Source organism: Streptomyces sp. NPDC037013 (assembly GCF_055607265.1).
In genome coordinates, this window is sequence record NZ_JBVJRV010000001.1 from 121,324 (window position 1) to 143,974 (window position 22,651).

22 protein-coding genes are annotated in these 22,651 nt (G+C 73.6%); 16 read left to right on the plus strand and 6 right to left on the minus strand.

What is annotated here, in order from left to right; all coding sequences use genetic code 11:
* Window positions 1-3: 3 nt before the first annotated feature.
* Window positions 4-765 carry an NAD(P)H-dependent oxidoreductase gene (locus tag ACZ7DY_RS00515; protein WP_471128091.1) on the minus strand — a complete coding sequence of 254 codons (762 nt, stop codon included), beginning with the start codon at window positions 763-765 and terminating at the stop codon, window positions 4-6.
* 240 nt (window positions 766-1,005) lie between these two features.
* Between ACZ7DY_RS00515 and ACZ7DY_RS00520 the strand changes: the two genes are divergently transcribed.
* The 10 genes from ACZ7DY_RS00520 (at window position 1,006) to ACZ7DY_RS00565 (ending at window position 12,637) form a co-directional block, all read left to right on the plus strand.
* Window positions 1,006-1,839, plus strand: coding sequence for a M55 family metallopeptidase (locus tag ACZ7DY_RS00520; protein ID WP_471128094.1), 834 nt, complete (start codon window positions 1,006-1,008; stop codon window positions 1,837-1,839).
* Complete coding sequence (locus ACZ7DY_RS00525; RefSeq protein WP_471128097.1) at window positions 1,832-3,202, plus strand: M20/M25/M40 family metallo-hydrolase; 1,371 nt, start codon at window positions 1,832-1,834, stop codon at window positions 3,200-3,202. Before ACZ7DY_RS00520 ends, ACZ7DY_RS00525 begins: the two co-directional genes overlap by 8 nt.
* A 26-nt stretch (window positions 3,203-3,228) precedes the next feature.
* Window positions 3,229-5,214, plus strand: coding sequence for a S9 family peptidase (locus ACZ7DY_RS00530; RefSeq protein WP_471130140.1), 1,986 nt, complete (start codon window positions 3,229-3,231; stop codon window positions 5,212-5,214).
* Window positions 5,211-6,155 carry a S66 peptidase family protein gene (locus ACZ7DY_RS00535; protein ID WP_471128100.1) on the plus strand — a complete coding sequence of 315 codons (945 nt, stop codon included), beginning with the start codon at window positions 5,211-5,213 and terminating at the stop codon, window positions 6,153-6,155. Before ACZ7DY_RS00530 ends, ACZ7DY_RS00535 begins: the two co-directional genes overlap by 4 nt.
* Window positions 6,156-6,289: 134 nt before the next feature.
* On the plus strand, window positions 6,290-8,059 hold the full coding sequence (locus ACZ7DY_RS00540; protein ID WP_471128102.1) for a CocE/NonD family hydrolase: 1,770 nt from the start codon (window positions 6,290-6,292) through the stop codon (window positions 8,057-8,059).
* 119 nt (window positions 8,060-8,178) lie between these two features.
* Window positions 8,179-8,424: a LapA family protein gene (locus tag ACZ7DY_RS00545; RefSeq protein WP_471128104.1), complete on the plus strand. Its 246-nt coding sequence runs from the start codon at window positions 8,179-8,181 to the stop codon at window positions 8,422-8,424.
* 74 nt (window positions 8,425-8,498) lie between these two features.
* Window positions 8,499-9,071 (plus strand): GNAT family N-acetyltransferase, encoded by a 573-nt coding sequence (locus tag ACZ7DY_RS00550; RefSeq protein WP_471128107.1) that lies wholly within the window; start codon window positions 8,499-8,501, stop codon window positions 9,069-9,071.
* An 87-nt stretch (window positions 9,072-9,158) separates the two neighbouring features.
* Window positions 9,159-10,055, plus strand: a complete 897-nt coding sequence (locus ACZ7DY_RS00555) for an arginase family protein (RefSeq protein WP_471128110.1) — start codon at window positions 9,159-9,161, stop codon at window positions 10,053-10,055.
* Between the two features lie 40 nt (window positions 10,056-10,095).
* Complete coding sequence (locus ACZ7DY_RS00560) at window positions 10,096-12,072, plus strand: DUF5107 domain-containing protein (protein WP_471128112.1); 1,977 nt, start codon at window positions 10,096-10,098, stop codon at window positions 12,070-12,072.
* 175 nt (window positions 12,073-12,247) lie between these two features.
* A complete protein-coding gene (locus tag ACZ7DY_RS00565) occupies window positions 12,248-12,637 on the plus strand; it encodes a VOC family protein (RefSeq protein ID WP_471128114.1) in 390 nt (129 codons plus the stop codon).
* A gap of 328 nt (window positions 12,638-12,965) precedes the next feature.
* On the opposite strand, the gene ACZ7DY_RS00570 is transcribed toward ACZ7DY_RS00565, so the two are convergent.
* Both ACZ7DY_RS00570 and ACZ7DY_RS00575 read right to left on the minus strand, forming a co-directional pair.
* Entirely contained in the window at window positions 12,966-13,322 is a 357-nt protein-coding gene (locus ACZ7DY_RS00570; protein ID WP_471128117.1) for a VOC family protein, read from the minus strand.
* Window positions 13,323-13,507: 185 nt separating this feature from the next.
* Window positions 13,508-13,585, minus strand: a complete 78-nt coding sequence (locus ACZ7DY_RS00575) for a 50S ribosomal protein bL37 (RefSeq protein WP_370443954.1) — start codon at window positions 13,583-13,585, stop codon at window positions 13,508-13,510.
* A 186-nt stretch (window positions 13,586-13,771) separates the two neighbouring features.
* On the opposite strand from ACZ7DY_RS00575, the gene ACZ7DY_RS00580 reads away from it, so the two are divergent.
* Window positions 13,772-14,269, plus strand: coding sequence for a phage holin family protein (locus tag ACZ7DY_RS00580; protein ID WP_471128119.1), 498 nt, complete (start codon window positions 13,772-13,774; stop codon window positions 14,267-14,269).
* 554 nt (window positions 14,270-14,823) lie between these two features.
* Here the strand turns inward: ACZ7DY_RS00580 and ACZ7DY_RS00585 are convergent.
* Window positions 14,824-15,384, minus strand: coding sequence for a nucleoside/nucleotide kinase family protein (locus ACZ7DY_RS00585; RefSeq protein ID WP_471128121.1), 561 nt, complete (start codon window positions 15,382-15,384; stop codon window positions 14,824-14,826).
* A 79-nt stretch (window positions 15,385-15,463) separates the two neighbouring features.
* Entirely contained in the window at window positions 15,464-16,561 is a 1,098-nt protein-coding gene (locus tag ACZ7DY_RS00590) for an enolase C-terminal domain-like protein (RefSeq protein WP_471128124.1), read from the minus strand.
* Between the two features lie 567 nt (window positions 16,562-17,128).
* Between ACZ7DY_RS00590 and ACZ7DY_RS00595 the strand changes: the two genes are divergently transcribed.
* Window positions 17,129-18,976, plus strand: a complete 1,848-nt coding sequence (locus ACZ7DY_RS00595; protein ID WP_471130143.1) for a transketolase — start codon at window positions 17,129-17,131, stop codon at window positions 18,974-18,976.
* A 6-nt stretch (window positions 18,977-18,982) separates the two neighbouring features.
* Here the strand turns inward: ACZ7DY_RS00595 and ACZ7DY_RS00600 are convergent, their stop codons facing one another.
* Entirely contained in the window at window positions 18,983-19,732 is a 750-nt protein-coding gene (locus ACZ7DY_RS00600; RefSeq protein WP_471128127.1) for a hypothetical protein, read from the minus strand.
* A 222-nt stretch (window positions 19,733-19,954) separates the two neighbouring features.
* On the opposite strand from ACZ7DY_RS00600, the gene ligD reads away from it, so the two are divergent.
* From ligD to ACZ7DY_RS00620, 4 genes are all read left to right on the plus strand, one after another.
* Window positions 19,955-20,908, plus strand: a complete 954-nt coding sequence (ligD, locus tag ACZ7DY_RS00605; protein WP_471128130.1) for a non-homologous end-joining DNA ligase — start codon at window positions 19,955-19,957, stop codon at window positions 20,906-20,908.
* An 82-nt stretch (window positions 20,909-20,990) separates the two neighbouring features.
* On the plus strand, window positions 20,991-21,407 hold the full coding sequence (locus ACZ7DY_RS00610) for a gas vesicle protein GvpO (protein WP_471128133.1): 417 nt from the start codon (window positions 20,991-20,993) through the stop codon (window positions 21,405-21,407).
* Window positions 21,408-21,482: 75 nt separating this feature from the next.
* Window positions 21,483-21,911 (plus strand): gas vesicle structural protein GvpA, encoded by a 429-nt coding sequence (locus ACZ7DY_RS00615; RefSeq protein ID WP_471128136.1) that lies wholly within the window; start codon window positions 21,483-21,485, stop codon window positions 21,909-21,911.
* Entirely contained in the window at window positions 21,908-22,648 is a 741-nt protein-coding gene (locus ACZ7DY_RS00620; RefSeq protein WP_471128138.1) for a GvpL/GvpF family gas vesicle protein, read from the plus strand. The genes ACZ7DY_RS00615 and ACZ7DY_RS00620 overlap by 4 nt, the downstream gene beginning before the upstream one ends.
* Window positions 22,649-22,651: the final 3 nt, after the last annotated feature.

The following is a 22,651-nucleotide window of genomic DNA, read 5'->3' on the forward strand; positions in this document are numbered from 1 at the left end:
GACTTACACGTGGACGCCCAACCCCGTCCGCCCCGGCGCGAGTTCCGGGCGAAGGACCAGGTCCTCGTCGTAGGCGCCGCCGTTCTCGTGGTGGTAGGGGAGGGGGTCCGTGGTGGGCAAGGTCCGGAGGCGGTCGCGGAGTCGGGCCGTGGCGCGTGCGTGGCCCGTCTCCGTGAGCCGGTCCGCGCCGTAGACCACGTAGGGCGGCAGCGCGGCCATGCCGGTGTACCAGAACGTGCCGTGCAGCAGCGGGAACAGCACCTCATCCAGCTGGCCGTGGATCCCGCGCGGGCCGAAGCCGGACTCCCTGGCGCCGACCGACGTGACGATCAGGGCGCGCTTCCCGGCCAGACCGCCCTCCCCGTACCGCAGGGTCCGGCCGTCCGGACCCCGCAGGCCGAAGGCGAAGCCCTGGACGAGGACGCGGTCGAACCAGCCCTTGAGGATCGCGGGCGGGCCGAACCACCAGAGCGGGAAGTGGAAGACGAGCGCGTCCGCCCAGTCGATCTTCTCCTGCTCCAGACGGATGTCCTTGCTCAACGCCTCTTCCCGGTGGGCGCGTTCCTGCTCGTGGCCGACGAACAGCCGCTCCGGGGAGGCGCCCTCGAAGTCGTCGGCGTCCACAACGGCCTTCCAGCCCATGCCGTACAGATCCGACACGCGGTGCTCGTGGCCGAGCCGATCCAGCGTGGCCAGCCCCTCGTCCAGCAGTGAGCCGGCGAGCGAGCGCCGTTCCGGATGCGCGAATACCCAGAGAATCTTCATGCCCCGATCGTGTGCCGGGGGCCCGGCGGCCCACGAGTGGCCAGATGGTCATGGAGCGCAAGGATCTGGCCAGTGGGTGCCGGCCCCCGCGTGCCAGGGGATCTTGGCCTGGGCTCCGGGGATGCGTAGCGTGAAGATCCGCGGCAGCGCCGACTCCGTCATCGCCGGGCGATGGCGGGGTCCGTCTGCTGTCATGGGACGCTCGACGAGCCGCCGACCCCTGTGATGGGACTGTGATTCATGAAGATCCTCATCAGCGCCGACATGGAGGGCGCCACCGGAGTGACCTGGCCGGCCGACGTGCTGCCCGGGACCGCGCAGTGGGAGCGGTGCCGGGCGATGTTCACGTCGGACGTCAACGCCGCCGTGCTGGGTTTCTTCGACGGCGGCGCCGATGAGGTGCTCATCAACGAGGCGCACTGGACCATGCGCAATCTGCTCCTGGAGGAGCTGGACGAGCGGGCCGAGATGCTCACCGGGCGGCACAAGTCGCTCTCCATGGTCGAGGGCGTCCAGCACGGTGACGTCGACGGCATCGCCTTCATCGGGTACCACGCGGGCGCCGGCATGGAGGGCGTCCTCGCGCACACCTACCTCGCCAACCAGATCACCGGCGTCTGGGTCAACGGCGTACGGGCCAGCGAGGGACTGCTCAACTCCCACGTCGTCGCTGAGTACGGCGTCCCCGTCGTCCTCGTCACCGGCGACGACCTCGCCTGTGAGGACGCCCTCGGCTACGCGCCCGGCGCGCTGAAGGTCGCCGTCAAGGACCACGTCTCGCGGTACGCGGCGGTCTGCCGCACCCCGGCCCGTACCGCCGCCGACATCCGCGCCGCGGCGAAGGACGCCGCCGCGCTCGCCGTGCGCCACGAACCGGTGGCCGGCGGGCCGTTCACCGTCGAGGTCGAGTTCGACGCCGAGCACCTGTCCATGGCGGCCACCGTCGTCCCCGGTGTGCGCCGTACGGGGGAGCGCAAGGTCGCCTACGACAGCGGGACGATGTACGAGGGGATCCGTACCTTCAAGGCGGTTACGACGATCGCCTCCGCCGCCGTGGAGGAGCAGTATGGCTGACCAGGAGCAGGGCCCGGACCAGGACCAGGACCGGGAGCGCGGTGAACCTTTCGACGCGCGGGCGCTCGACGAGGTCGTGACGTTCACCTCCGACCTCATCCGCATCGACACCACCAACCGCGGCGGCGGCGACTGCCGCGAGCGGCCCGCCGCCGAGTACGCCGCCGAACGCCTCGCCGACGCCGGCCTGGAGCCGACGCTCCTGGAGCGCACCCCGGGCCGCACGAACGTCGTCGCCCGCATCGAGGGCACCGACCCGGGCGCCGACGCGCTCCTCGTCCACGGCCACCTGGACGTCGTGCCCGCCGAGGCCGCCGACTGGAGCGTGGACCCCTTCTCCGGGGAGATCCGCGACGGCGTCGTGTGGGGCCGCGGCGCGATCGACATGAAGAACATGGACGCGATGATCCTGGCGGTCGTGCGCAGATGGGCGCGGGCCGGGGTGCGGCCCCGGCGCGACATCGTGATCGCCTTCACCGCCGACGAGGAGGCCAGCGCCGCCGACGGCTCCGGATTCCTCGCGGACCGGCACGCCGGGCTCTTCGAGGGCTGCACCGAGGGCGTCAGCGAGTCGGGCGCCTTCACCTTCCACGACGGTCGCGGTAACCAGATCTACCCCATCGCCGCGGGCGAGCGCGGCACCGGCTGGCTCAAGCTCACCGCGCGCGGCAAGGCGGGCCACGGCTCCAAGGTCAACCACGCCAACGCGGTCAGCCGGCTGGCCGGCGCCATCGCCCGCATCGGCGAGCACCGGTGGCCGGTGCGGCTCACCCCGACCGTGCGCGCCTCGCTCGTCGAACTCGCCACGCTGTACGGCCTGGAGACCGACCCCCAGGCGCCCGGCTTCGACGTGGACGCCCTGCTGGAGAAGCTCGGCCCGACCGCCGACCTGGTCGCGCCGACCGTCCGCAACAGCGCCAACCCGACGATGCTGCAGTCGGGTTACAAGGTGAATGTGATTCCAGGTGAGGCAGTGGCGTACGTCGACGGACGCTTTCTGCCCGGGGGAGAGGAAGAGTTCTGCCGCACGCTTGACCGGCTCACCGGCCCTGACGTCGACTGGAAGTTCCACCACCGCGAGGTGGCGCTGCAGGCGCCGGTCGACTCGCCGACGTACGCGCGCATGCGGGCGGCCGTCGAGGAGTTCGCGCCGGAGGGCCATGTCGTGCCGTACTGCATGTCCGGCGGTACGGACGCCAAGCAGTTCTCGCGGCTCGGCATCACCGGCTACGGCTTCTCGCCGCTGAGGACACCGGAGGGCTTCGACTACCAGGCGTTGTTCCACGGAGTCGACGAGTGCGTCCCCATCGACGCGCTGCACTTCGGTGTCCGCGTCCTCGACCGCTTTCTGCGTACGGCCTAGAAAAAATGGGGGAAGAGAAGGACATGATGCAGACCAGCGCGTACGGATCATGGCCGTCGCCGATCGACGCCGGGCTCGCCGCCACCCACGACGGCGCTCCGGGGTACGTGGGCTTCGTCGGCGCCGAGACCTGGTGGACCGAGCCGCGGCCCACCGAGTCCGGCCGGCGCGCGCTGGTGCGCAGGCTGCCCGACGGCGAGGAGCGCACGGTGCTGCCCGCGCCGTGGAACGTGCGCAGCCGCGTCGTCGAGTACGGCGGCCGGCCGTGGGCCGGGACCGAGCGCCCCGGCGGGCCGCTCGTGGTCTTCGTCGACTTCGCCGACCAGCGCCTGTACGCGTACGAGCCCGACACCCCCGGCGCCGAGCCCCGGCCGCTGACCCCGCTCTCGGACGTGGGCGGCGGCCTGCGCTGGGCGGAGCCGCTGCTGCGCCCCGACCAGGGCGAGGTCTGGTGCGTCCTGGAGGAGTTCACGGGGGAGGCGCCGACCGACGTGCGGCGCGTCATCGCCGCGGTACCGCTCGACGGCTCGGCGGCCGGGGACCGCACGGCCGTCCGCGAACTCTCCGACGGCAGACACCGGTTCCTGACCGGACCGCGCCTCTCGCCCGACGGCACCCGGGCCGCCTGGATCGCCTGGGACCACCCCCGCATGCCGTGGGACGGCACCGAGCTGGTCCTCGCCGAGGTGCGCGGGGACGGCACCTTCGGCGCGGCCCGCCCCGTCGCGGGCGGCCCCGAGGAGTCGGTCGTACAGGTCGAATGGGCCCATGACGGGCGGCTGTTGTTCTCCAGCGACCGCACCGGCTGGTGGAACCTGTACCGGGCGGACCCGGACGACGCCGCCACCGTCCACCCGCTCTGTCCGCGCGAGGAGGAGTTCGCCGGGCCCCTCTGGCAGACCGGCCTGAACTGGTTCGCGCCGCTGGAGAGCGGACTGGTCGCCGTCGTGCACGGCAAGGGCGCCACCTCCCTCGGCATACTCGACCCCGAGACCGGTGAGGTCGTCGACTCGGCGGGCCCCTGGACGGAGTGGTCCGCGACCGTCGCCGCGCACGGCTCCCGGGTGGCCGGCGTCGCGGCGAGCCCGCGCAGCGCGTACGAAGTGGTGGAGCTGGACACCTGCACCGGCCACGCCCGCGTCATCGGCGCCGCCCACGACGACCCGGTGGATCCCGCCTACTACCCGGAACCGCAGATCCGCACCTTCTTCGGCCCGGCGGGACGCGAGATCCACGCCCACATCTACCCGCCGCACCACCCGGGGCACATCGCGCCAGACGACGAACTGCCGCCCTACGTGGTGTGGGCCCACGGCGGCCCCACCGGCCGCTCCCCCCTCGTCCTCGACCTGGGCATCGCCTACTTCACCTCGCGCGGCATCGGCGTCGCCGAGGTCAACTACGGCGGCTCCACGGGGTACGGGCGCGAGTACCGCAACCGGCTGCGTGAGCAGTGGGGGATCGCGGACGTCGAGGACTGCGCGGCCGTCGCCCTCGCCCTCGCCGACGAGGGCACCGCCGACCGCTCCCGGCTCGCCATCCGCGGCGGCAGCGCGGGCGGCTGGACCACGGCGGTCTCGCTGACCAGCACGGACGTCTACGCCTGCGGGACGATCATCTATCCCGTGCTCGACCTCGCGGCGTTCGCCTCGGGGGAGACCCACGACCTCGAATCGCGGTACCTGGAGTCGCTCGTCGGACGGCTCGACGACGTCCCCGGACGGTACGCCGAGCGTTCGCCGGTCCGGCACGCCGAGCTGATCACGGCGCCGTTCCTGCTGCTCCAGGGGCTGGACGACGTGGTCTGCCCGCCCGCCCAGTCGGAACGATTCCTCGCCAGGATGGAGGGGCGCGGCATCCCGCACGCCTACATCGCCTTCGAGGGCGAGGGGCACGGATTCCGCCGAGCCGACACCATGGCCCGCGCCCTGGAGGCCGAACTCTCCCTGTACGCGCAGGTGTTCAGGATCGACCTCGCGGGACGCGTCCCCACCCTGGAGCTCGCCAAGTGACACCTCTCATACGGCCCGCGCGCCTTCGCCCCGGCGCGCGGGTCGCCGTCGTCGCGCCGAGCGGCCCCATACCCGCCGAGCGTCTCGACGCGGGCCTGGACATCCTGCGCGGCTGGGACCTGGATCCCGTCGTCATGCCCCATGTGCGCGACCGGCACCGGGAGTTCGGCTACCTCGCGGGAGCCGACGCCGACCGGGCCCGGGACCTGGCGCGGGCGTGGTGCGACCCGTCCGTGTCCGCCGTGCTCTGCGCCCGGGGCGGGTACGGCGCCCAGCGAATGGTGGACCTCGTCGACTGGGCGGCGCTGCGGGCTGCGACCGCGGCCCGCGGCCCCAAGGTGTTCGTCGGCTACAGCGACGTGACCGCGCTGCACGAGGCCTTCGCCGTGCGCCTGGGCGTCGCCACGCTGCACGGCCCGATGACCGCGGCGGCGGACTTCCTGAAGAACGCGCGGGCGCAGGAGCATCTGCGCACGACCCTCTTCACACCCGAGGACGCCCAGGTCATCGAGGCCGTCTCCCCGCACACGGCGGTGCTGGCCGGCGGCCGGGCGCGGGGCGTCACGCTCGGCGGCTGCGTGTCGCTGCTCGCCGCCGACCTCGGCACGCCCGCGGCGCGTGGATCCGCCCGCGGTGGCCTGCTCTTCCTGGAGGACACCGGCGAGGAGGCGTACCGCCTGGACCGCATTCTCACCCAACTCCTGCGCGCCCGCTGGCTGGACGGCGTGGCCGGGATCGCGCTCGGCTCCTGGGAGGAGTGCGGGGACCGCGACGAACTGCGGGCGCTCTTCGCGGACCGGCTCGGCGGGCTCGGTGTGCCGGTCGTCGACGACTTCGGGTTCGGGCACTGCGAAGGGGCGCTGACGGTGCCGTTCGGTGTGGCGGGCGAACTGGACGCGGACGCGGGGACGTTGACCCTGGCGGAGCCCGCGCTCGTCTGACGTCCGCGCCCCTGGGTCTCCCGGCAGAAACCGCCGTCACGGGCGTTGACCCCGACATGACACGTGTCACACGATGGCTCCGGCCGGTACTTACCGGTCGGTAGTCGCCGGCCGCCCTCAGCGTGGAGGTCCCCTTGTCCCGTCGCCGTGCCCTGTCCCTCGCCACCGCGGCGGCGCTCGCCGCCCCGCTCGCGCTCACCGGCCCCACTCCGGCCCACGCGACGGGCCAGTACACCGTCACCGCGCTGAAGTTCACCGTCCCGGCGGGCGGCAGGAACTGCACGGTCGACGCCGATCTGTACCGGCCCGCCGGCGTGGACGCCGCCCACCCGGCGCCCGCGGTCCTCTCGACCAACGGCTTCGGCGGCAGCAAGTCCGACGGGTCGACCGCCGCCGTCGGCAAGGCCTTCGCCGAACGCGGCTACGTCTCCCTCGTCTATTCCGGCCTCGGCTTCGGCAGGTCGGGCTGTCTGATCTCCCTCGACGACCCCGGCATCGACGGCAGGGCGGCCGCCGGACTCGTCGACTTCCTCGGCGGCGAGCGGGCCGCCGACGACGGCACCACGGCGGATTACGTCACCTCCGACGGCGACGGCGACCCGCGCGTCGGCATGATCGGCGGCTCCTACGGCGGGGCGGTCCAGCTGGCGACGGCCGCCACGGACCACCGCGTCGACGCCCTCGTCCCGATGATCACCTGGAACGACCTCGCCTACTCCCTCGACCCGAACAACGCCACCGACCGCACCGTCCCGGGCGCCGCCAAATGGCAGTGGATGAACGGCTTCTACCTCATCGGCGAGGGCCAGCCGCTGCTCGTCCCGAACCTCGACCCCTCCCGCGTCAACCGGCTCGGCTGCCTGCACTTCGTCACCGACGCCTGCGAGACGATCCGCACCCTCAACTCCGGCCGGTACCCGGCCGACAGGACCAAGGCGCTCCAGGAGTACGCGCGCGGCGTCTCGCCCGTCTCGTACCTGGGCAAGGTGAAGGCACCGACCCTTCTCGTCCAAGGGCAGGCCGACACGCTCTTCAACCTCAACGAGGCCGAGGCGACGTACAAGACGCTCCGCGAGCAGGGCACCACGGCCAAGATGATCTGGCAGTCCTGGGGCCACAGCGGCGGCATGACCGACCCGGCCTCCGGCGAACTCGACCTGAGCCGGGGCAACCTGGACTCCTCCTACGTCGGCAAGAGGATCCTCGCCTGGTTCGACCGCTACCTCCAGCGGAAGAAGGACGTCGACACGGGCCCCGCCCTCGCCTACCACCGCGACTGGATCAGCGACCCCGGCACCGCCTACGCGAGTGCCCCCGGCCTCCCCCCGCTCAACCGCAGGCTGTACCTCTCCGGCGACGGAAAGCTCGTCGACGACCGCGAGAAGGTGGCGCGCGGCAGCCGCGAGTACCGCAACCTGCTGATCCCCACCAGCCACTCGGAGTCCTCCCTCGCCGGGATGCTGGGCCTGCCCGACCCGGCGCCCCACGACGCCAGGGGCACCTACCTCGACTGGACGACACCGCCCCTCGGCGACTTGGTGGACGTGGTCGGCGCGCCCCGGGCCACCCTGAAGGTGAGCTCGCCGAAGACGGAGCGCGTGCAGCACTCCGGCGACGCGGCCGACAAGCTCGTCCTCTTCGCCAAGCTGTACGACGTCGCGCCCGACGGCGGACAGACCCTCATCCACCGCCTCGTCGCGCCCGTGCGGGTGCCGGACGTCACGAAGCCGTTCACGGTGTCGCTGCCCGGCATCGTGCACCGCTACGAGAAGGGCCACCGGCTGCGGTTCGTGGTGGCCGCGAGCGACGGGGCGTACGGCGGCAACCGCGGTATCAAACCCGTCACGGTGACCAGCGCCCCCGGCGACACCGGCGTCCTCGACCTGCCCGTCGTCGGCCACTGACGTCACCCGTACGGCCCACCGACCCACCCCGGAGGCACCCCCACCGCGCGCCGAGCCCCCCTGCTGCCCATGCTGGGGGCGGGGGAGGCCGGCGTACCTCCGACGGAAGGGTCCACACCATGAGCCCCAACACCTCCACGGGCGGCTCGCAGAGCGGCGGCCCGGGCGGCGGGCTGATGACACCCGGCAGGGTGGCCGTCGCCGCGATCGTCGTCCTGACGCTCGTCTTCATCTTCGAGAACACCCGCAGCACCAAGATCCGGCTGCTCATCCCCGAGGTGACGGTGCCCCTGTGGATGGCGCTGCTCGGCACCGGACTGATCGGCGCGCTGTGCGGCGCCTACTTCATGAGACGGCGCAGGTGAGAGGCGACCGCCCCGGAACCGCCCGCCATCGACACCCCCGATGCGCGGGGTGCGGCAGGAGATAGCGTGGACGGATGTCCGATCATGCCGTCCCGCTCGCCGAAGGCCCCCGCGCGGGCATACGCCCCCTCTCCCTCGCCGACTGCGCCGAGTTCACCGCACGCGCCAGAGAGAGCCGGGAGCTGCACCACCCCTGGCTCTTCCCGCCCGCCACGGACGACGCCTACCACGCCTACGCCACCCCGCTCATCGAGGCCCAGGACAGGGCCGGATTCCTGGTCTACGAGCGTGACGGCGGAGCCATCGCCGGGTTCATCAACATCAACAACATCGTGCGCGGCGCCTTTCGCAGCGGCGCCCTCGGCTACGGCGCCTTCGCGCACGCCGCCGGCCGGGGCCTGATGGGCGAAGGACTCGCCCTCGTCGTCGAGCAGGCCTTCGGCGTACTCGACCTGCACCGCCTCGAAGCCAACATCCAACCGGGCAACGCCCCTTCGATCGGGCTCGTCCGGCGCGCCGGCTTCCGGCTCGAGGGCTTCTCGCCGGACTTCCTCTTCATCGACGGGGCCTGGCGCGACCACGAACGCTGGGCGCTCACCGCCGAGATGGCGGCCGCCCGGAACGGCGGCGCCGGGACGTCCGGCTGATCTTCCCGGCCCTGGCGCCCCGCTCGCCGAGCCCCGCACCGATGGCAGTGTTGAAAGCGTCGGCGTACGTCGCGGAGGATGGGCGCCATGCGGAATATCGTCATCGTCGACGCCCCCTCCAACCTGGGCCTGCGCCCGCCCGCCCCCGGCACCGTGCCCGGCTGCTACAAACTCGCCGGAGCCCTGCGGGAACGCGGCATCCTGCGCCGGCTCGGCGCCCTCGAAGGGGGCGTCGTGGTGCCCCCGCGCTACGACCGCGGCGACTGGCAGGAGGGCGACGGCGTCTTCAACGCCGCCGCCATCGCCTCGTACACCCGTCAGCTCGCCGACCGCGTCGAACACCACGTGCGTGCCGAGGACTTCGTCCTCGTGCTCGGCGGGGACTGCTCGATCCAGCTGGGCGCCGCGCTCGCGCTGCGCCGCATCGGGCGGTACGGGATCGCCGCCGTGGACGGCTCCGCCGACTTCCGCCACCCCGGCAACTCCGACCGGATCGGCGCCGCGGGCGGCGAGGAGCTCGCCCTGGCCACCGGCCGCGGCCAGCGGGACCTCACCGACATCGAGGGGTTGCGGCCCTACCTGCGCGACGAGGACGTCTGCCTCTTCGGGATGCGCGACGGCGACGAGGACCGCGCCGAGTTCACCGAGCTGAAGATCGCCAACGCCACCGTCGGCGAACTCAGGAAGTGGGGTCCGGAGAACGTCGCCCGCGCCGTCGCCCCGACGCTGGAAGCCCCCGAACTGGACGGATTCTGGGTCCACCTGGACGCGGACGTCCTCGACCCGTCGGTGATGCCCGCAGTCGACAGCCCGGACCCCGGCGGCCTCTTCCCCGACGAACTCGTCGCACTGCTGCGGCCGTTCGTGACCTCGCCGCGCTGCGTCGGGATGAACGTGACCATCTACGACCCGGACCTGGACCCGGACGGCAAGGCGGGCGACATGCTCACCGACGTGGTCGTGGCGGCCTTTGCGCAATCCTGACCTGGGCGGGCCCTGGCCGGAGCCCCGCCGACCGTGTTCCATGGTGATCGTGAAGACCACCGTGCGACGCGACGTACTGACCCTGCCCGCTGCGGAGCCGGGGCCCGAGAACCCGCTGCCGCCGCTGCTGCCGCTGAGGGAGGTGCACACCCTCGACGAGCGCGCCAAGGAAGGGCTGCCGCGCGACATGGCGCGGCAGCTCGGGTACGAGCCGCTGCGCTCACCGCTGCCCACCCGCATCCTCGACGGGTACGGCCGCGAGCGCACCGAGACCACACTCGACGTGATCGTCGTTGAGAACGACCGGCTGCGCGCCACCGTCCTGCCCGGCTACGGCGGCCGCGTCCACTCCCTCCTGCACAAACCGACCGGACGTGAACTCGTTTACCGCAACCCCGTGTTGCAGCCCGCCGCCTTCGCGCTCAACGGCGCCTGGATCTCCGGCGGCATCGAGTGGAACATCGGCGCCACCGGCCACACCACCCTGTCCTGCGCTCCCGTGCACGCGGCCCGCGTACCCGCGCCCGACGGCGGCGAGATGCTGCGCCTGTGGGAGTGGGAGCGGCTGCGCGACCTGCCCTTCCAGGTCGACCTGTGGCTGCCGGAGAACTCCGACTTCCTCCACGTCGGCGTCCGCGTCCGCAATCCGCACGAGAAGCCCGCACCCGTCTACTGGTGGTCGAACACCGCGGTGCCCGAGGAGTGCAGGGTGCTCGCCCCCGCCGACGAGGCCTGGCGCTTCGCGTACACCGGCGGGCTGCACAAGGTTCCGGTCCCGGAGTCCGACGGCGTCGACCGCACGTACCCCGAGCGCAGCGAACACCCCGCCGACTACTTCTACGACGTGCCGGACGGCGCCCGCCGCTGGATCGCCGCGCTCGACGGCGCCGGGTACGGCCTCGTCCAGACCTCCACCGACCTGCCGCGCGGCCGCAAGCTCTTCCTCTGGGGCACCGGCACCGGCGGCCGCCGCTGGCAGGAGTGGCTCACCGAACCGGGCACCGGCGGCTACGCCGAGATCCAGTCGGGTCTCGCCCGCACCCAACTGGAGCACGTACGCCTGGACGCCGGGGCCGAGTTCAGCTGGCTCGAGTCGTACGGGCCGCTGTCCGCGCCGGCGGACCGCGTGCACGGCGCGTGGGCGGGCGCGCGCGAGGAGGTGGCGGCCCGGCTCGCCGAGGCGCTGCCCCGGGAGGCGGTCGACGCCGCGTACGAGGCGTGGTTGGGGTGCGCCGACACCGAGCCCGGCGAGGTGCTCGCCGTCGGCTCCGGGTGGGGCGCGCTCGAAGTCCTGCGCGCTGAGTACAAGTTGCCCGGCACGCCCTTCGCCGAGTCGACGCTCGGGCCGGAGCAGGTGCCGTGGCGGGAGCTGCTGGAGACCGGCGCCGTTCCCGAACCGCGCAAGGTCGCACCGCCCGGCCCGACGCTGGTCGCCCGGCACTGGCGGGACATGCTGGAGACCGCGCCCGCGCGGCCGCTCACCGAGTACCACCTGGGCGTCGCGCAGTGGCACGCGGGCGACCGGGCACAGGCCGTCCGCAGCTGGGAGCGGGGCCTTGAACTGGCGCCCTCCCGCTGGCCGTTGCTGCGCTGCCTCGCCGTATCCGACCGCGCGGAGGGCAACACCGAGCGGGCCGCCGACCGGTACGCCGAGGCCTTCGACGACCTGTGCCAGGAGCGGCGCGACGACGGACCGATCTGGACGGCGGCCACCGCGGCGCTCGGCCGCGAGGCGATCACCGCGCTGCTCGCCGCCGGCCGTCCCGGAGCGGCCCGCGCGGTCTGGACCCGCCTCGGCGAGGCCACCCGGGCCGAGGGCCGCTTCCGCCTCCTGGAGGCCCAGATCCTCTACGCGGAGGGCGACATGGCGGCGGTCCGCGCCGTCTTCGAGGCGGGCTTCGAGGTGGCGGACCTGCGGGAGGGCGCGGAGACCCTGGGCGAGCTGTGGCGGGCGGCGACGGGGGAGCGGGACGTACCGGCGCGCTACGACTTCCGCATGCGGCCGGCGGAGGACTGAGCCGGCCGCCGTCTCCGAAGGGCGCGGTGCGCAACGGGCCGCGCGAGCACACCGCACGCCTCGGTATGCGAGGCCGGAGGGGCGAACCGGTCAGGAATGGAGAAGCCCGGCGGTATCCGCCGCCATTAGCGTGACGGCATCGGGCTTGGACCTTTCGGACCTTGAGGAGAAACACATGTCACTGCAGATGAACGCCGTCATGCTCGGCGTCGAGGACATGAACCGCGCCAAGAAGTTCTACGTGGAGGGCCTGGGCTGCACCATCGACCAGGACCACCCCGGTTTCGTCAGACTGCGCCTCGGGGCGGAGTCGTCGATGCTGGCGCTGTACGAATGGGAGGCCGCCGCGAAGGACGCCGGGGTCTCCCCGGAGGGGTCCGGATTCCGTGGCGCCTCGTTCCACTTCATCACCGGTTCGCGCGAAGAGGTGGACGAGACCGTGCGGGCGGCGGAGGCCGCCGGGGGCGCCGTGGTCAAGGAGCCGGCCGCCACCCAGTGGGGCGGCTACTACGGCTACTTCAGCGACCCTGACGGCCACCTGTGGAAGGTCACCACCGCCGCCTGACGGCGCGCGGTTCCGGCCGCATCCCGAACAGGAGCTGGAGAGGCCCCCGCTTGGCGTGGCCCAGGGCGGCGCGGAGCGGGGTGAGTCCCGGCGGTTCCTCCGGCGCGTGGCACGCCCCCGGCGCGCCGCGCGCCGGGCCGCCTGGACGGCGAGGGGCTCACACCTCGTACAGGTGCCGCACGTCGGCATGTTCCGGCCGACGCACGCGCACCCCGCTGTGCGGCAGGGGCTCCAGCAGCGCCGTACCGCCCGCCGCGAACACCGTCCTCCGCTCGGTCCGGGCCGCGCGGGCCCGGCGGGGTGTCCGTCCGGCGGTGGGGGATACGGGTCAGCTCCCGACGGCGCGGCGGTCCACGTACTCGAAGACGGCGCCGTCCGGGTGCATCGCGATGAGGTTGCGGCCGACCGGGGTCGGGACCGGGCCCGCGATGATGCGCGCGCCCGAGGCGTTCAGGACGGTGTACGCCTCGTCGACGTCCTTGACCGCGATGGTCGCCGTCACCTTGCGGAGCACCTCCAGCTCCTGCTCCGGGCCGCTCATCAGCAGGAAGCAGCCGATCGCCGCGACGGAGACACCGCCGCGCTCGAAGCGCATGGCCTCGGCGCCCGCGAGTCGTTCGTAGAACGCGACCGAGGACTCCAGGTCCTCGACGCAGATCCGCAGCGTGGTTCCCAGGATCTCCATGATTGGACGCCCTCACCTCTTCGACCTGCCACCGGCCCCGCAACGATTTCACGGCGGGCGGCCCGCCCGCCACCGCCTCCGGCGAGAAGATCCTCCACCGCTCGCCGGCCGCCAACTCCCCTGGGCCGCAAGCACATCGGAGGGCGGCACCCTATGGTGCCGCCCTCCGATGTGCTTGCCCGCCCTCAGGACTGGGGACGGCTGCCGTGGTTCGCGCCGTTCTTGCGGCGGGCCTTCTTCTTGCGGCGTCGCTTCGAGGACATGGGTACCTCCGTGTTTCCAGTGGTGCTTCCCGGTTGCGAAGCCGGGCGATCATGCGCCGCCTACCCTAGCGGGCGACGGGCCATGGTGTGGCCTGCGTCACCCCCGACCACCGGATCGGGTGGACGGCGGGCCGGGGCGTCCGGGCCCTGCCGTTACCCGGCCGCGGGTCCGGGTACCCGGGCGCCATGACTGGTCCCGAGAACCCACTGACCGGCCTCGACAAAGGCCTGACCGACGAACTGGTCCGGACGATCCGCGCCGAGCTGCGCGAAGAGCTGCGGGAACAGACGAAGAAGCAGCGGCGCAAGGCCACGCTGTACGCCGCGTCCGGCGCCGCGGCCCTCTACGCGGGCGCCGCGTTCGCGCTCGCCATCGGCCTCGTCATCGACCTCGGCCTGCCCGACTGGGCGGCGGCTCTCATCGTGGCCGCCGCGCTGGGCGTGGCGGCGTTCCTGCTGCGCAACGCGGCACGGGGCGGCGACGGCCGGGGGACGGGGGCCGGGGTCCCCGCCGCCGAGGCGCTGCAGGCCCCTGGCGGGGTCACCGCCCCGGACGGCGGCACGGCCCCCGGCGGACTGACGGCCCCCGGCGTGCCCGCACCCCCACCGATGCCACCCACGGCACCGGTCCCGGCCCCCGCGACCGCACCGGACCCCGAGGCGCCGTCGCGCCGGGCGGAGTGACGCGCCGACCACGACGGCACTCCGCCCCGGTTCCGGGCGCATGCCGGGCGTGCCCGCGCCTCCGCCGATGCCGTCCACGGCGCCGGGCGGAGTGACGCACCGGCCGCGTCCGGCGGGCTGACGGCACCCGGCGGCCCCGGCGTACCCGCGCCCCCGCCCACCGCGCCCGGTCCGGCCCTCGCGACCGCACCGGACCCCGGGACGCCGTCGCGCCGGGCGGAGTGACGCGCCGGCCACGTCCGGCGGGCTGACGGCTCCCGGCGGGTCCGGGGTGCCCGCGCCCCCGCCGATGCCGCCCACGGCACCCGACCCGGCGCCCGCGACCGCACCGACTTCGAGGCGCCGTCGCGCCGGGCGGAGTGACGCGCCGGCCACGACGGCACTCGCCCCGGTCCCGGGCACCCGTGTCCGGCGTGCCCGCGCCCCCGTCGACCGCCCACGGCGCCCGGCGGAGTGACGCGCCGGCCACCACGCCACCCCGCCCCGGTCCCAGGCGCACGCCCCGGCCTACCCGGCCCGGACCGTGGCGGCGCCCGTCGCCCACCGGGGGCGGCTCACCGCCACCCCGTCACCCCCACCACCTCCGCCGCGATGTCCCCCACGGCCCGGCCGTCCGTGGCGATGCGGTGGGTGTCGGGGGCGGCGTGCTTGTCCAGGCGGCGGGCCATCATCTCGCTGCGGTGCAGCTGACGGGCCAGCTCCGAGCCAAGCTCGCGGGAGCCGAGGCGCTCCTTGGCCGTGGCGTCCGTCGCCGTCAGCAGTACGCGGATGACGCGCGGGCCCTCCAGCGCCCTGGTGAACAGCCCCTCCTCGTCGGCCAGGACGCTCGCCGTGTTCGTATAGATGAGCCGACGGCAGCCGAGCGCACGGTAGTTGGCCCAGATCGCCGCGAGGTTGCGCTCCGTGATCCGGGAGCGGTGCGGATCGCCCGGCGGCGCCGGATGGACCGCGTCGAGGGCGTCGCCCTCGATCAGGGCGTGCCCGACGTCGGCCACCCGCAGCAGCGCCGCGACCTCCAGGCCCACCGACGACTTGCCGACGCCGGAACGGCCCCCGATCAGCAGCACCTCCGTACGCCCGCCCACGCCCGCACCGCCCTGAACCCGTCTCTCCACGACCCGTCTCTCCATGCGACGAGCCTGGCAGCGGGCCGCGCCCCGGCGCGACCACAATTCACGCGGTGACGGCCGCGGATCACACCACCCGGAACTCCTCCACCTCGTCCGTCCGCAGCTGCAGCCCGTGCCCGACGCCGCCGTCCGGGCGGACCACGCCCCCCGTCGGGTCGAGCGCGCCGTCGAAGAACATCGACTCGATCCGCACATGGTCGTGGAACCACTCGATGTGCCGCAGATTCGGCACGCACGCGGCGACCGCGGCATGCGCGTGCGGCGCGCAGTGCGCCGAGACCTCCAGGCCGTGCGCCTGCGCGAGCGCCGCCGCGCGCAGCCACTCCGTCAGGCCGCCGCAGCGCGTCGCGTCCACCTGCAGGCAGTCCACGGAGGGGATCATGCGGGCGAAGTACGGCAGGTCGTAGCCGTACTCGCCCGCCGTCACGTCGCACACCAGCGCGTCCCTGACCAGCGCGAGCCCCCGCAGGTCGTCGGAGGAGACCGGCTCCTCGAACCAGCCCACGCCGTACTCGGTGAGCACCCGGCCCACCCGCACCGCCTGCTTGCGCGTGTAGCCGCCGTTCGCGTCCACATACAGCTCGGCCTGCGGGCCGATCACGTCGCGCGCGGTGCGCACCCGGGACACGTCGCGGGCGGCCGCCCTGCCCCACGCCTCACCGACCTTGATCTTGACGCGCGGGATGTGCTGGCCGTGCACCCACCCGTTCAGCTGCGCCGCCAGATGCGTGTCGTGGTACGTGGTGAAGCCGCCGCTGCCGTAGACGGGGACCTCGTCGCGGGCCGCGCCGAGCAGACGTACGAGAGGAAGCTCCAGAAGCCGGGCCTTGAGGTCCCACAGGGCGATGTCGACCGCGGAGACCGCGCACGCGGCGGCGCCTGGCCGGCCCGTGTTGCGCACCGTCTTCATCATCGCGTCGTGCGCCGCGGGGATGTCCAGGGCATCGAGTCCCCTGATCACCGGGGTGAGTTGCTCCTCCACGAGCGCGGCCACGGCGGCCGGCCCGTAGGTCCAGCCGGTCCCCGTCGCGTCGCCCGCCGCGATCTCGACGACGACGATGGTCGTGGTGTCCCAGGCGAAAGTGCCATCGGCCTCGGGTGCGTCGGCAGGCACCGTGTACGCGGAGACGGCGGGCCGTTCGATGGGGACTTCATGCTTCATCGGTCTGTCCTCGGATCTCCTGGATCGTGCGGGCGGGGAGGTGCGCGCGGTCCCGCCGTGCCGCGTACGTCAGCGTTTACGTCATCGTCGAAGGCCGCCGCCACCGGGCGGGGGCGCCCCAGCCGCTCCGAGTGGCGCGGCGTCGGTGGGGGTGCGCCTCCGGAGCGAGGGGCGGAGCCGGACGGAACGGATACGACTGCGGGTAACCCCGCCGCGCCGCGGCAAACGGCGCCGGACCGGCCCTGCCCGAGCGTTCCGGCCGGGACGGCCGGTCACCCGTACGCGGAGTTTGGCGGCCATCGCGCTGGGGCACGCGGGGGGTCCCGACCCGCCGGAACCGACCCGCCGGAGGCGCACCATGAGCCGATCCCGCACCGCCGTCGGCGGAGCCGGATCCGCCGACGGCCCGCAGCAGCCCCTGCCGACCCGGCACCGGACGGGTCGCGCCCCGCTGCCCCCGGACCGGCCACGTCACCCGTGGTCGCCCCGGGCCCCCGCACGACCGCGGCCGGCGAAGACCCCGGAGCCGACGCGGAACCCGCAGTCCAAGGAGGACCCTCCATGACCATCGGCACCGAAGAACTGAACGCTCTCGCACGGCAGTTGCGGGTCGACTCCGTCCGGGCCGCGGCCGCCGCGGGCTCCGGCCACCCCACCTCGTCGATGTCCGCCGCCGACCTGATGGCGGTACTCGTCGGCCGGCACCTCCACTACGACTTCGAGCGGCCCGACCACCCCGGCAACGACCGCTTCATCCTCTCCAAGGGCCACGCATCGCCGCTGCTGTACGCCGCGTACAAGGCGGCCGGGGCCCTCACCGACGAGGAACTGCTCACCTTCCGCGAGGAGGGCAGCCGCCTCGAAGGGCACCCCACGCCGCGCACGCTGCCCTGGGTCGAGGTCGCCACCGGCTCGCTGGGCCAGGGGCTGCCCGTCGGCGTCGGCATGGCCCTGTCCGGCAAGCGGCTCGACCGGATCCCGTTCCGCGTCTGGGTGCTGTGCGGCGACAGCGAGCTCGCGGAGGGCTCCGTCTGGGAGGCCGCCGAGCACGCCGGATACGAACACCTGGACAACCTCACCGCGATCGTCGACGTCAACCGCCTCGGGCAGCGCGGCCCGACCCGCCACGAGTGGCAGCTGAGCGCCTACGCCGACCGCTTCAAGGCCTTCGGCTGGCACGTCGTCGAGACCGACGGCCACGACGTCGACGCCGTCGACCGCGCCTGCCAGGAGGCACGTTCCACGGCCGGGCAGCCCACCGTGATCCTCGCCAGGACCGTCAAGGGCAAGGGTGTCGCCGCCGCGGAGAACCGCGAGGGCCTGCACGGCAAGCCGCTGCCGGACGCCGAGGAAGCCGTCGCGGAGCTGGGCGGCGTACGCGACGTACACGTGGAGGTGAACAGGCCCGCCGCCGCGCGGACGCCGCACGCGGTGGGCGGTGGCCACCTCGAACTGCCGCGCCACGAGCTGGGGGAGGCCGTCGCCACCCGTACCGCCTTCGGGCAGGCGCTCGCCGCGCTGGGCACCGCGCGCGGCGACGTGGTGGCCCTGGACGGCGAGGTCGGTGACTCGACGCGGGCGGAGTACTTCGCCAAGGAACACCCCGACCGGTACTTCCAGTGCTACATCGCCGAGCAGCAACTCGTCGCGGCTGCCGTGGGGTTGGCGGCGCGCGGCTGGGTGCCGTACGCGTCGACGTTCGCGGCGTTCCTCACCCGTGCCCACGACTTCGTGCGGATGGCCGCGGTGAGCGGCGCCGACATCAACCTCGTCGGCTCGCACGCGGGCGTCGCGATCGGCCAGGACGGCCCCTCCCAGATGGGCCTGGAGGACCTGGCGCTCTTCCGCGCCGTGCACGGCTCCACGGTCCTGTACCCGTGCGACGCCCACCAGACCGGGCGGCTCGTCGCCCAGATGGCCGGGCTCGACGGGATCCGCTACCTGCGCACGTCGCGCGGGGACGCGCCCGTCATCTACGGGCCGGACGAGGAGTTCCCGATCGGCGGCTCCAAGGTGCTGCGCTCCAGCGACGCGGACCGGCTGACCGTCGTGGCCGCGGGCGTCACCGTCCACGAGGCGCTGGCCGCCGCGGACGCGCTCGGCCAGGAGGGCATCCCGGTGCGCGTCGTCGACCTGTACTCCGTCAAACCCGTCGACCGCGACACCCTGCGCGAGGCGGCCGAGGCCACCGGCTGCCTGCTGACCGTCGAGGACCACCGGGAACAGGGCGGCCTCGGCGACGCCGTCCTCGACGCCTTCACCGACGGCCGGCCCGTCCCGCGGCTGGTGCGGCTCGCCGTGCGGACGATGCCGGGCTCCGCCTCGCCCGAGGAGCAGCTGCGCGCCGCGGGCATCGACGCCGGGTCGATCGCGGCCGCGGCCCGGCTGCTGGTGGAGGAAGGCATCGTCCGGTGAGCGCGGTCAGCGGCGCCGCGCCGACCTGAACCAGGCGTTCGCCTCGGGGCGGAACATCAGCGCCGTCGCCGTCAGGGCGGCGGCGACGTGCAGCGCGATACCCGCGCCGAGCAGTACGTCGACGGCGCCCGCGTCCCGCAGCGCGGCCGCGAACGCGCCGGGGCCCGGCACCCGGTGGACCGCCCCGGCCGGCGGCGGCAGCGCGCCGAACGCGCCGAGCACGGTGAGCGCGCCGACCCCGCCGACCAGGGCGAGGCGCGCCCGCCCGGCGCCGCGGCGCATCCGTACCGCTACCAGGACAGTCGCGGCGTACACGGTCATGCGCAGCAGCAGCCCAGCGGCGAGAGCCTCGGCGGCGGCCTCCGGGCGGGCCCCGGACACCTCCCGCACCACGGCGAGCACCGTCCCGAAGACGCCCGCCGCGACCGCGGTGAGCCAGAGCGCGAAGGCGGCCCCGACGGCGTCCGGCGCCGGTGGCCCGGCGGTGCCCGGCAGCACGTGGGACAGGAGTCGCCGCTCCCGGGAGCGGGGCCGGGGGCGGGGGAGGCGGGGCAGTCCCGAGTGCGGGGCGGGGCCGGGGCTGTCCGGGGTGCGCGGCGGATCGGAGCCGTGAGTCATGTCACGGAAGGGCCCGGACCCGCCGGGTCCGGGGCGCCCGGAGCGGCGCGTCGTCGTGACGGAGCCGGAGGGGGCGGCGGAGCCGGTGGGGTGCGGGGTGTCCGAGTGGTGCGGGACATCTCGTTCGTGCGTCGTCATGGCGGACCTCACAGGAGGGGACGGCCGGTCGGTGTCCCTCGATCCTGCCGGGCACGCAGCCCGCGGACACGCCCGTCCTCCCCCCACTTGCCGGTGGTGCCAGCCACCCTTCCCACCAGGGTGAACACCACCCCGTCCGAACGGCCCCCGACGACTACCGGCCCGGGCCCGGGGTACCCGGCAGGGACATCGGACCCGGCGAAGCGAGGCGAAGGGAGCACCATGAACGACGTACGGACGGTACGGGCCGGCCGTCGCACCGTGCAGCTGCACCGGCCCGACAAGGTCCTCCTGCCGGGCCGCGACGGCGACGGCGGGACCGGCACCGCCGGTGCGGTGGAAAGAGCCGGCCACACGAAACAGGACCTCTTCGACTACTACCGGGCCGTCGCCCCCTTCATGCTGCCCCACCTGCGCGGCCGTCCCCTCATGCTGGAGCGCCACCCGGACGGTGTCGGCGGCCCCCGGTTCATGCAGAAGGACACCCCCGACCACTACCCGGAGTGGATCACCCGAGCCGAAGTGGCCAAGGAGGGCGGCACCGTCACGCACACCGTGTGCGACGACACCGCGACCCTCCTCTTCCTCGCCGACCAGGCGTGTCTGACCCTGCACCGCTGGCTCTCCCGCGCGGGACGGGTCGACCACCCCGACCGGATGGTCTTCGACCTCGACCCGGCGAAGGACGACTTCGACGTGGTGCGGGACGCGGCGCGCCTGCTCGGCGAGCTCCTCGACCACATGGGCCTGCCGTCCGCCCTGATGACGACGGGCTCGCGCGGCCTGCACGTCGTCGTCCCGCTCAACGGCCGCCACGACTTCGACGACGTGCGGGACTTCGCCAAGGACGTCGCCGAGACCCTCGCCGCGGCCCACCCCGAGCGGTTCACCACGGCCGCCCGCAAACAGGCGCGCGGCGACCGGCTCTACCTCGACGTGCAGCGCAACGCGTACGCGCAGACCGCCGTCGCGCCCTTCTCGGTACGGGCCGCGCCGGGCGCCCCGGTGGCCGTACCGATCGCGTGGGAGCAGCTGGACGACCCGGCGGTGCACGCCCGCCGCTGGACCATCGACGACGCCGTGGAGCAGGCCCGTACCGACCCGTGGGCCGGAGTCCTGCGCTCCGGTCGGGCGCTGGGGCCGGCCCGCCGCAAGCTGCGCGCGCTGCGCGGCTGAGCGTCACCACGGCACCCCGGTCGCATACGTAGCGATCACGTTTGGCCAAGGCTCTTCGGGTAACCCGGTGAAGGAGGTGAACATGGCCAATACGACGCGTAAGACGACAGAGAGCAAGACATCGGGCAAAAAGGCATCGGAGGCGAAGACGTCGGAGAGCGAGACGACCGCCGCATCGGGCGAGCGCGACGGTGACGCCGAGCGGCACGGATCGGGCGGCGGCAGCGCGCTGCCGGGCCCCGTGGCCGTTCTCCGCAACGCCCGCGAGCAGCTCGCCGAGTTGACCGGCGCGACGCCGGAATCGGTGTCGTCCTTCGAACGCACCGAGGAGGGCTGGCTGTTGGAGATCGAAGTCCTCGAACTGTCCCGGGTACCGGACACGATGAGTCTCCTCGCCAGCTACGAAGTCCAACTGGATTCACAGGGTGAGCTCACCGGCTACCGGCGGTTGCGCCGCTACGAGCGCGGACGCTCCGAACCCCGCGGTACCGGCCACTAGCCCGGCACGGCAGAGAGAGCAGACAGGACCCAAGACCTAACCAGGGAAGACAAGAGCCAAGGAGGCAGAGTCGGCATGACCGTAGTCCCGGCACAACAGTCCGGCGGCGGAGGCGGCACCAGTGGCCTGTACGACGTCGTGGAACTCATCCTCGACCGAGGACTCGTCATCGACGCCTTCGTACGCGTTTCGCTCGTCGGCATCGAGATCCTGAAGGTCGACGTCCGTGTCGTCGTCGCGAGCGTCGACACCTATCTCCGGTTCGCCGAGGCCTGCAACCGCCTCGACCTGGAGACCGGACAGAAGAAGGACCCCGGCCTGCCCGACCTCGTGGGTGAGATCACGGAGTCCGGCGCCAAGGGCAAGTCCAAGGGCGCGCTCTCCGGAGCCGCCGAGACCATATCCGACGCCTTCAAGCAGTCCCGCGAGGAAGGCCAGCGGCAGAGCGAGGACCGGCCGCGTGCCCGGCGCTCCACCTCGCGCCGGAAGGAGGAGAACGAGTGACCACGTACGTCTACGGCATCGCGAGCAGCTCCCACCGGGCGCTGCCGGACGGCATGGAGGGCATCGGCCGGCCGGCCTGCCCCGTGCGCATCCTGAAGAACGGTGAGCTCGCCGCCATCGTGAGCGACGCTCCCGAGGACCTCAAGCCGAAACGGCGCGACCTGCTCGCGCACCAGAACGTCCTCTCCGAGGCCGGCGCCGCGGGTTCCGTGCTGCCGATGCGCTTCGGCAGCCTCGCCCCGGACGACGAGACGGTCGTCTCGGTCCTCGGCGAGCGGGCCGACCACTACGAGGAGCGGCTGCGCACCCTCGACGGCAAGGTCGAGTACAACGTGAAGGCCACGCACAACGAAGAGGCCGTGCTGCACCAGGTCCTCGCCGAGAACCCCGAGCTGCGCGCCATGGTCGAGGCCAACCAGCGCCAGGGCGGCGGCACCCACGAGCAGAAGCTCCAGCTCGGCGAGGCGATCACCTCCCACGTGCGGGCCCGCGAGGAGAGCGACGCGGTCGAGGTGCGGCGCGCCCTGGAACCGGCGGCCGAAGCCGTCGAGGGGGGCCCCGAGGGCACCGGCTGGCTGGCGAACGTCTCGTTCCTGGTGAGCCGCAAGTCCTCCGAGGGCTTCCTCGCCGCCGTCGAGGAGCTGCGGGCCGATCAGCCGCACCTGGAACTTCGGGTGCACGGCCCGCTGCCCCCGTACAGCTTCGTGGATCCGGGACCGGCTGAACCCGCGGAGTAGCCG

Coding starts and splice junctions, on each gene's coding strand:
- ACZ7DY_RS00515 (WP_471128091.1), bottom strand. CDS start 765: ATGAAGATTCTCTGGGTATTCGCGCATCCGGAACGGCGCTCGCTCGCC.
- ACZ7DY_RS00520 (WP_471128094.1), top strand. CDS start 1,006: ATGAAGATCCTCATCAGCGCCGACATGGAGGGCGCCACCGGAGTGACC.
- ACZ7DY_RS00525 (WP_471128097.1), top strand. CDS start 1,832: ATGGCTGACCAGGAGCAGGGCCCGGACCAGGACCAGGACCGGGAGCGC.
- ACZ7DY_RS00530 (WP_471130140.1), top strand. CDS start 3,229: ATGCAGACCAGCGCGTACGGATCATGGCCGTCGCCGATCGACGCCGGG.
- ACZ7DY_RS00545 (WP_471128104.1), top strand. CDS start 8,179: ATGAGCCCCAACACCTCCACGGGCGGCTCGCAGAGCGGCGGCCCGGGC.
- ACZ7DY_RS00550 (WP_471128107.1), top strand. CDS start 8,499: ATGTCCGATCATGCCGTCCCGCTCGCCGAAGGCCCCCGCGCGGGCATA.
- ACZ7DY_RS00555 (WP_471128110.1), top strand. CDS start 9,159: ATGCGGAATATCGTCATCGTCGACGCCCCCTCCAACCTGGGCCTGCGC.
- ACZ7DY_RS00560 (WP_471128112.1), top strand. CDS start 10,096: ATGGTGATCGTGAAGACCACCGTGCGACGCGACGTACTGACCCTGCCC.
- ACZ7DY_RS00565 (WP_471128114.1), top strand. CDS start 12,248: ATGTCACTGCAGATGAACGCCGTCATGCTCGGCGTCGAGGACATGAAC.
- ACZ7DY_RS00570 (WP_471128117.1), bottom strand. CDS start 13,322: ATGGAGATCCTGGGAACCACGCTGCGGATCTGCGTCGAGGACCTGGAG.
- ACZ7DY_RS00575 (WP_370443954.1), bottom strand. CDS start 13,585: ATGTCCTCGAAGCGACGCCGCAAGAAGAAGGCCCGCCGCAAGAACGGC.
- ACZ7DY_RS00580 (WP_471128119.1), top strand. CDS start 13,772: ATGACTGGTCCCGAGAACCCACTGACCGGCCTCGACAAAGGCCTGACC.
- ACZ7DY_RS00590 (WP_471128124.1), bottom strand. CDS start 16,561: ATGAAGCATGAAGTCCCCATCGAACGGCCCGCCGTCTCCGCGTACACG.
- ACZ7DY_RS00600 (WP_471128127.1), bottom strand. CDS start 19,732: ATGACGACGCACGAACGAGATGTCCCGCACCACTCGGACACCCCGCAC.
- ligD (WP_471128130.1), top strand. CDS start 19,955: ATGAACGACGTACGGACGGTACGGGCCGGCCGTCGCACCGTGCAGCTG.
- ACZ7DY_RS00610 (WP_471128133.1), top strand. CDS start 20,991: ATGGCCAATACGACGCGTAAGACGACAGAGAGCAAGACATCGGGCAAA.
- ACZ7DY_RS00615 (WP_471128136.1), top strand. CDS start 21,483: ATGACCGTAGTCCCGGCACAACAGTCCGGCGGCGGAGGCGGCACCAGT.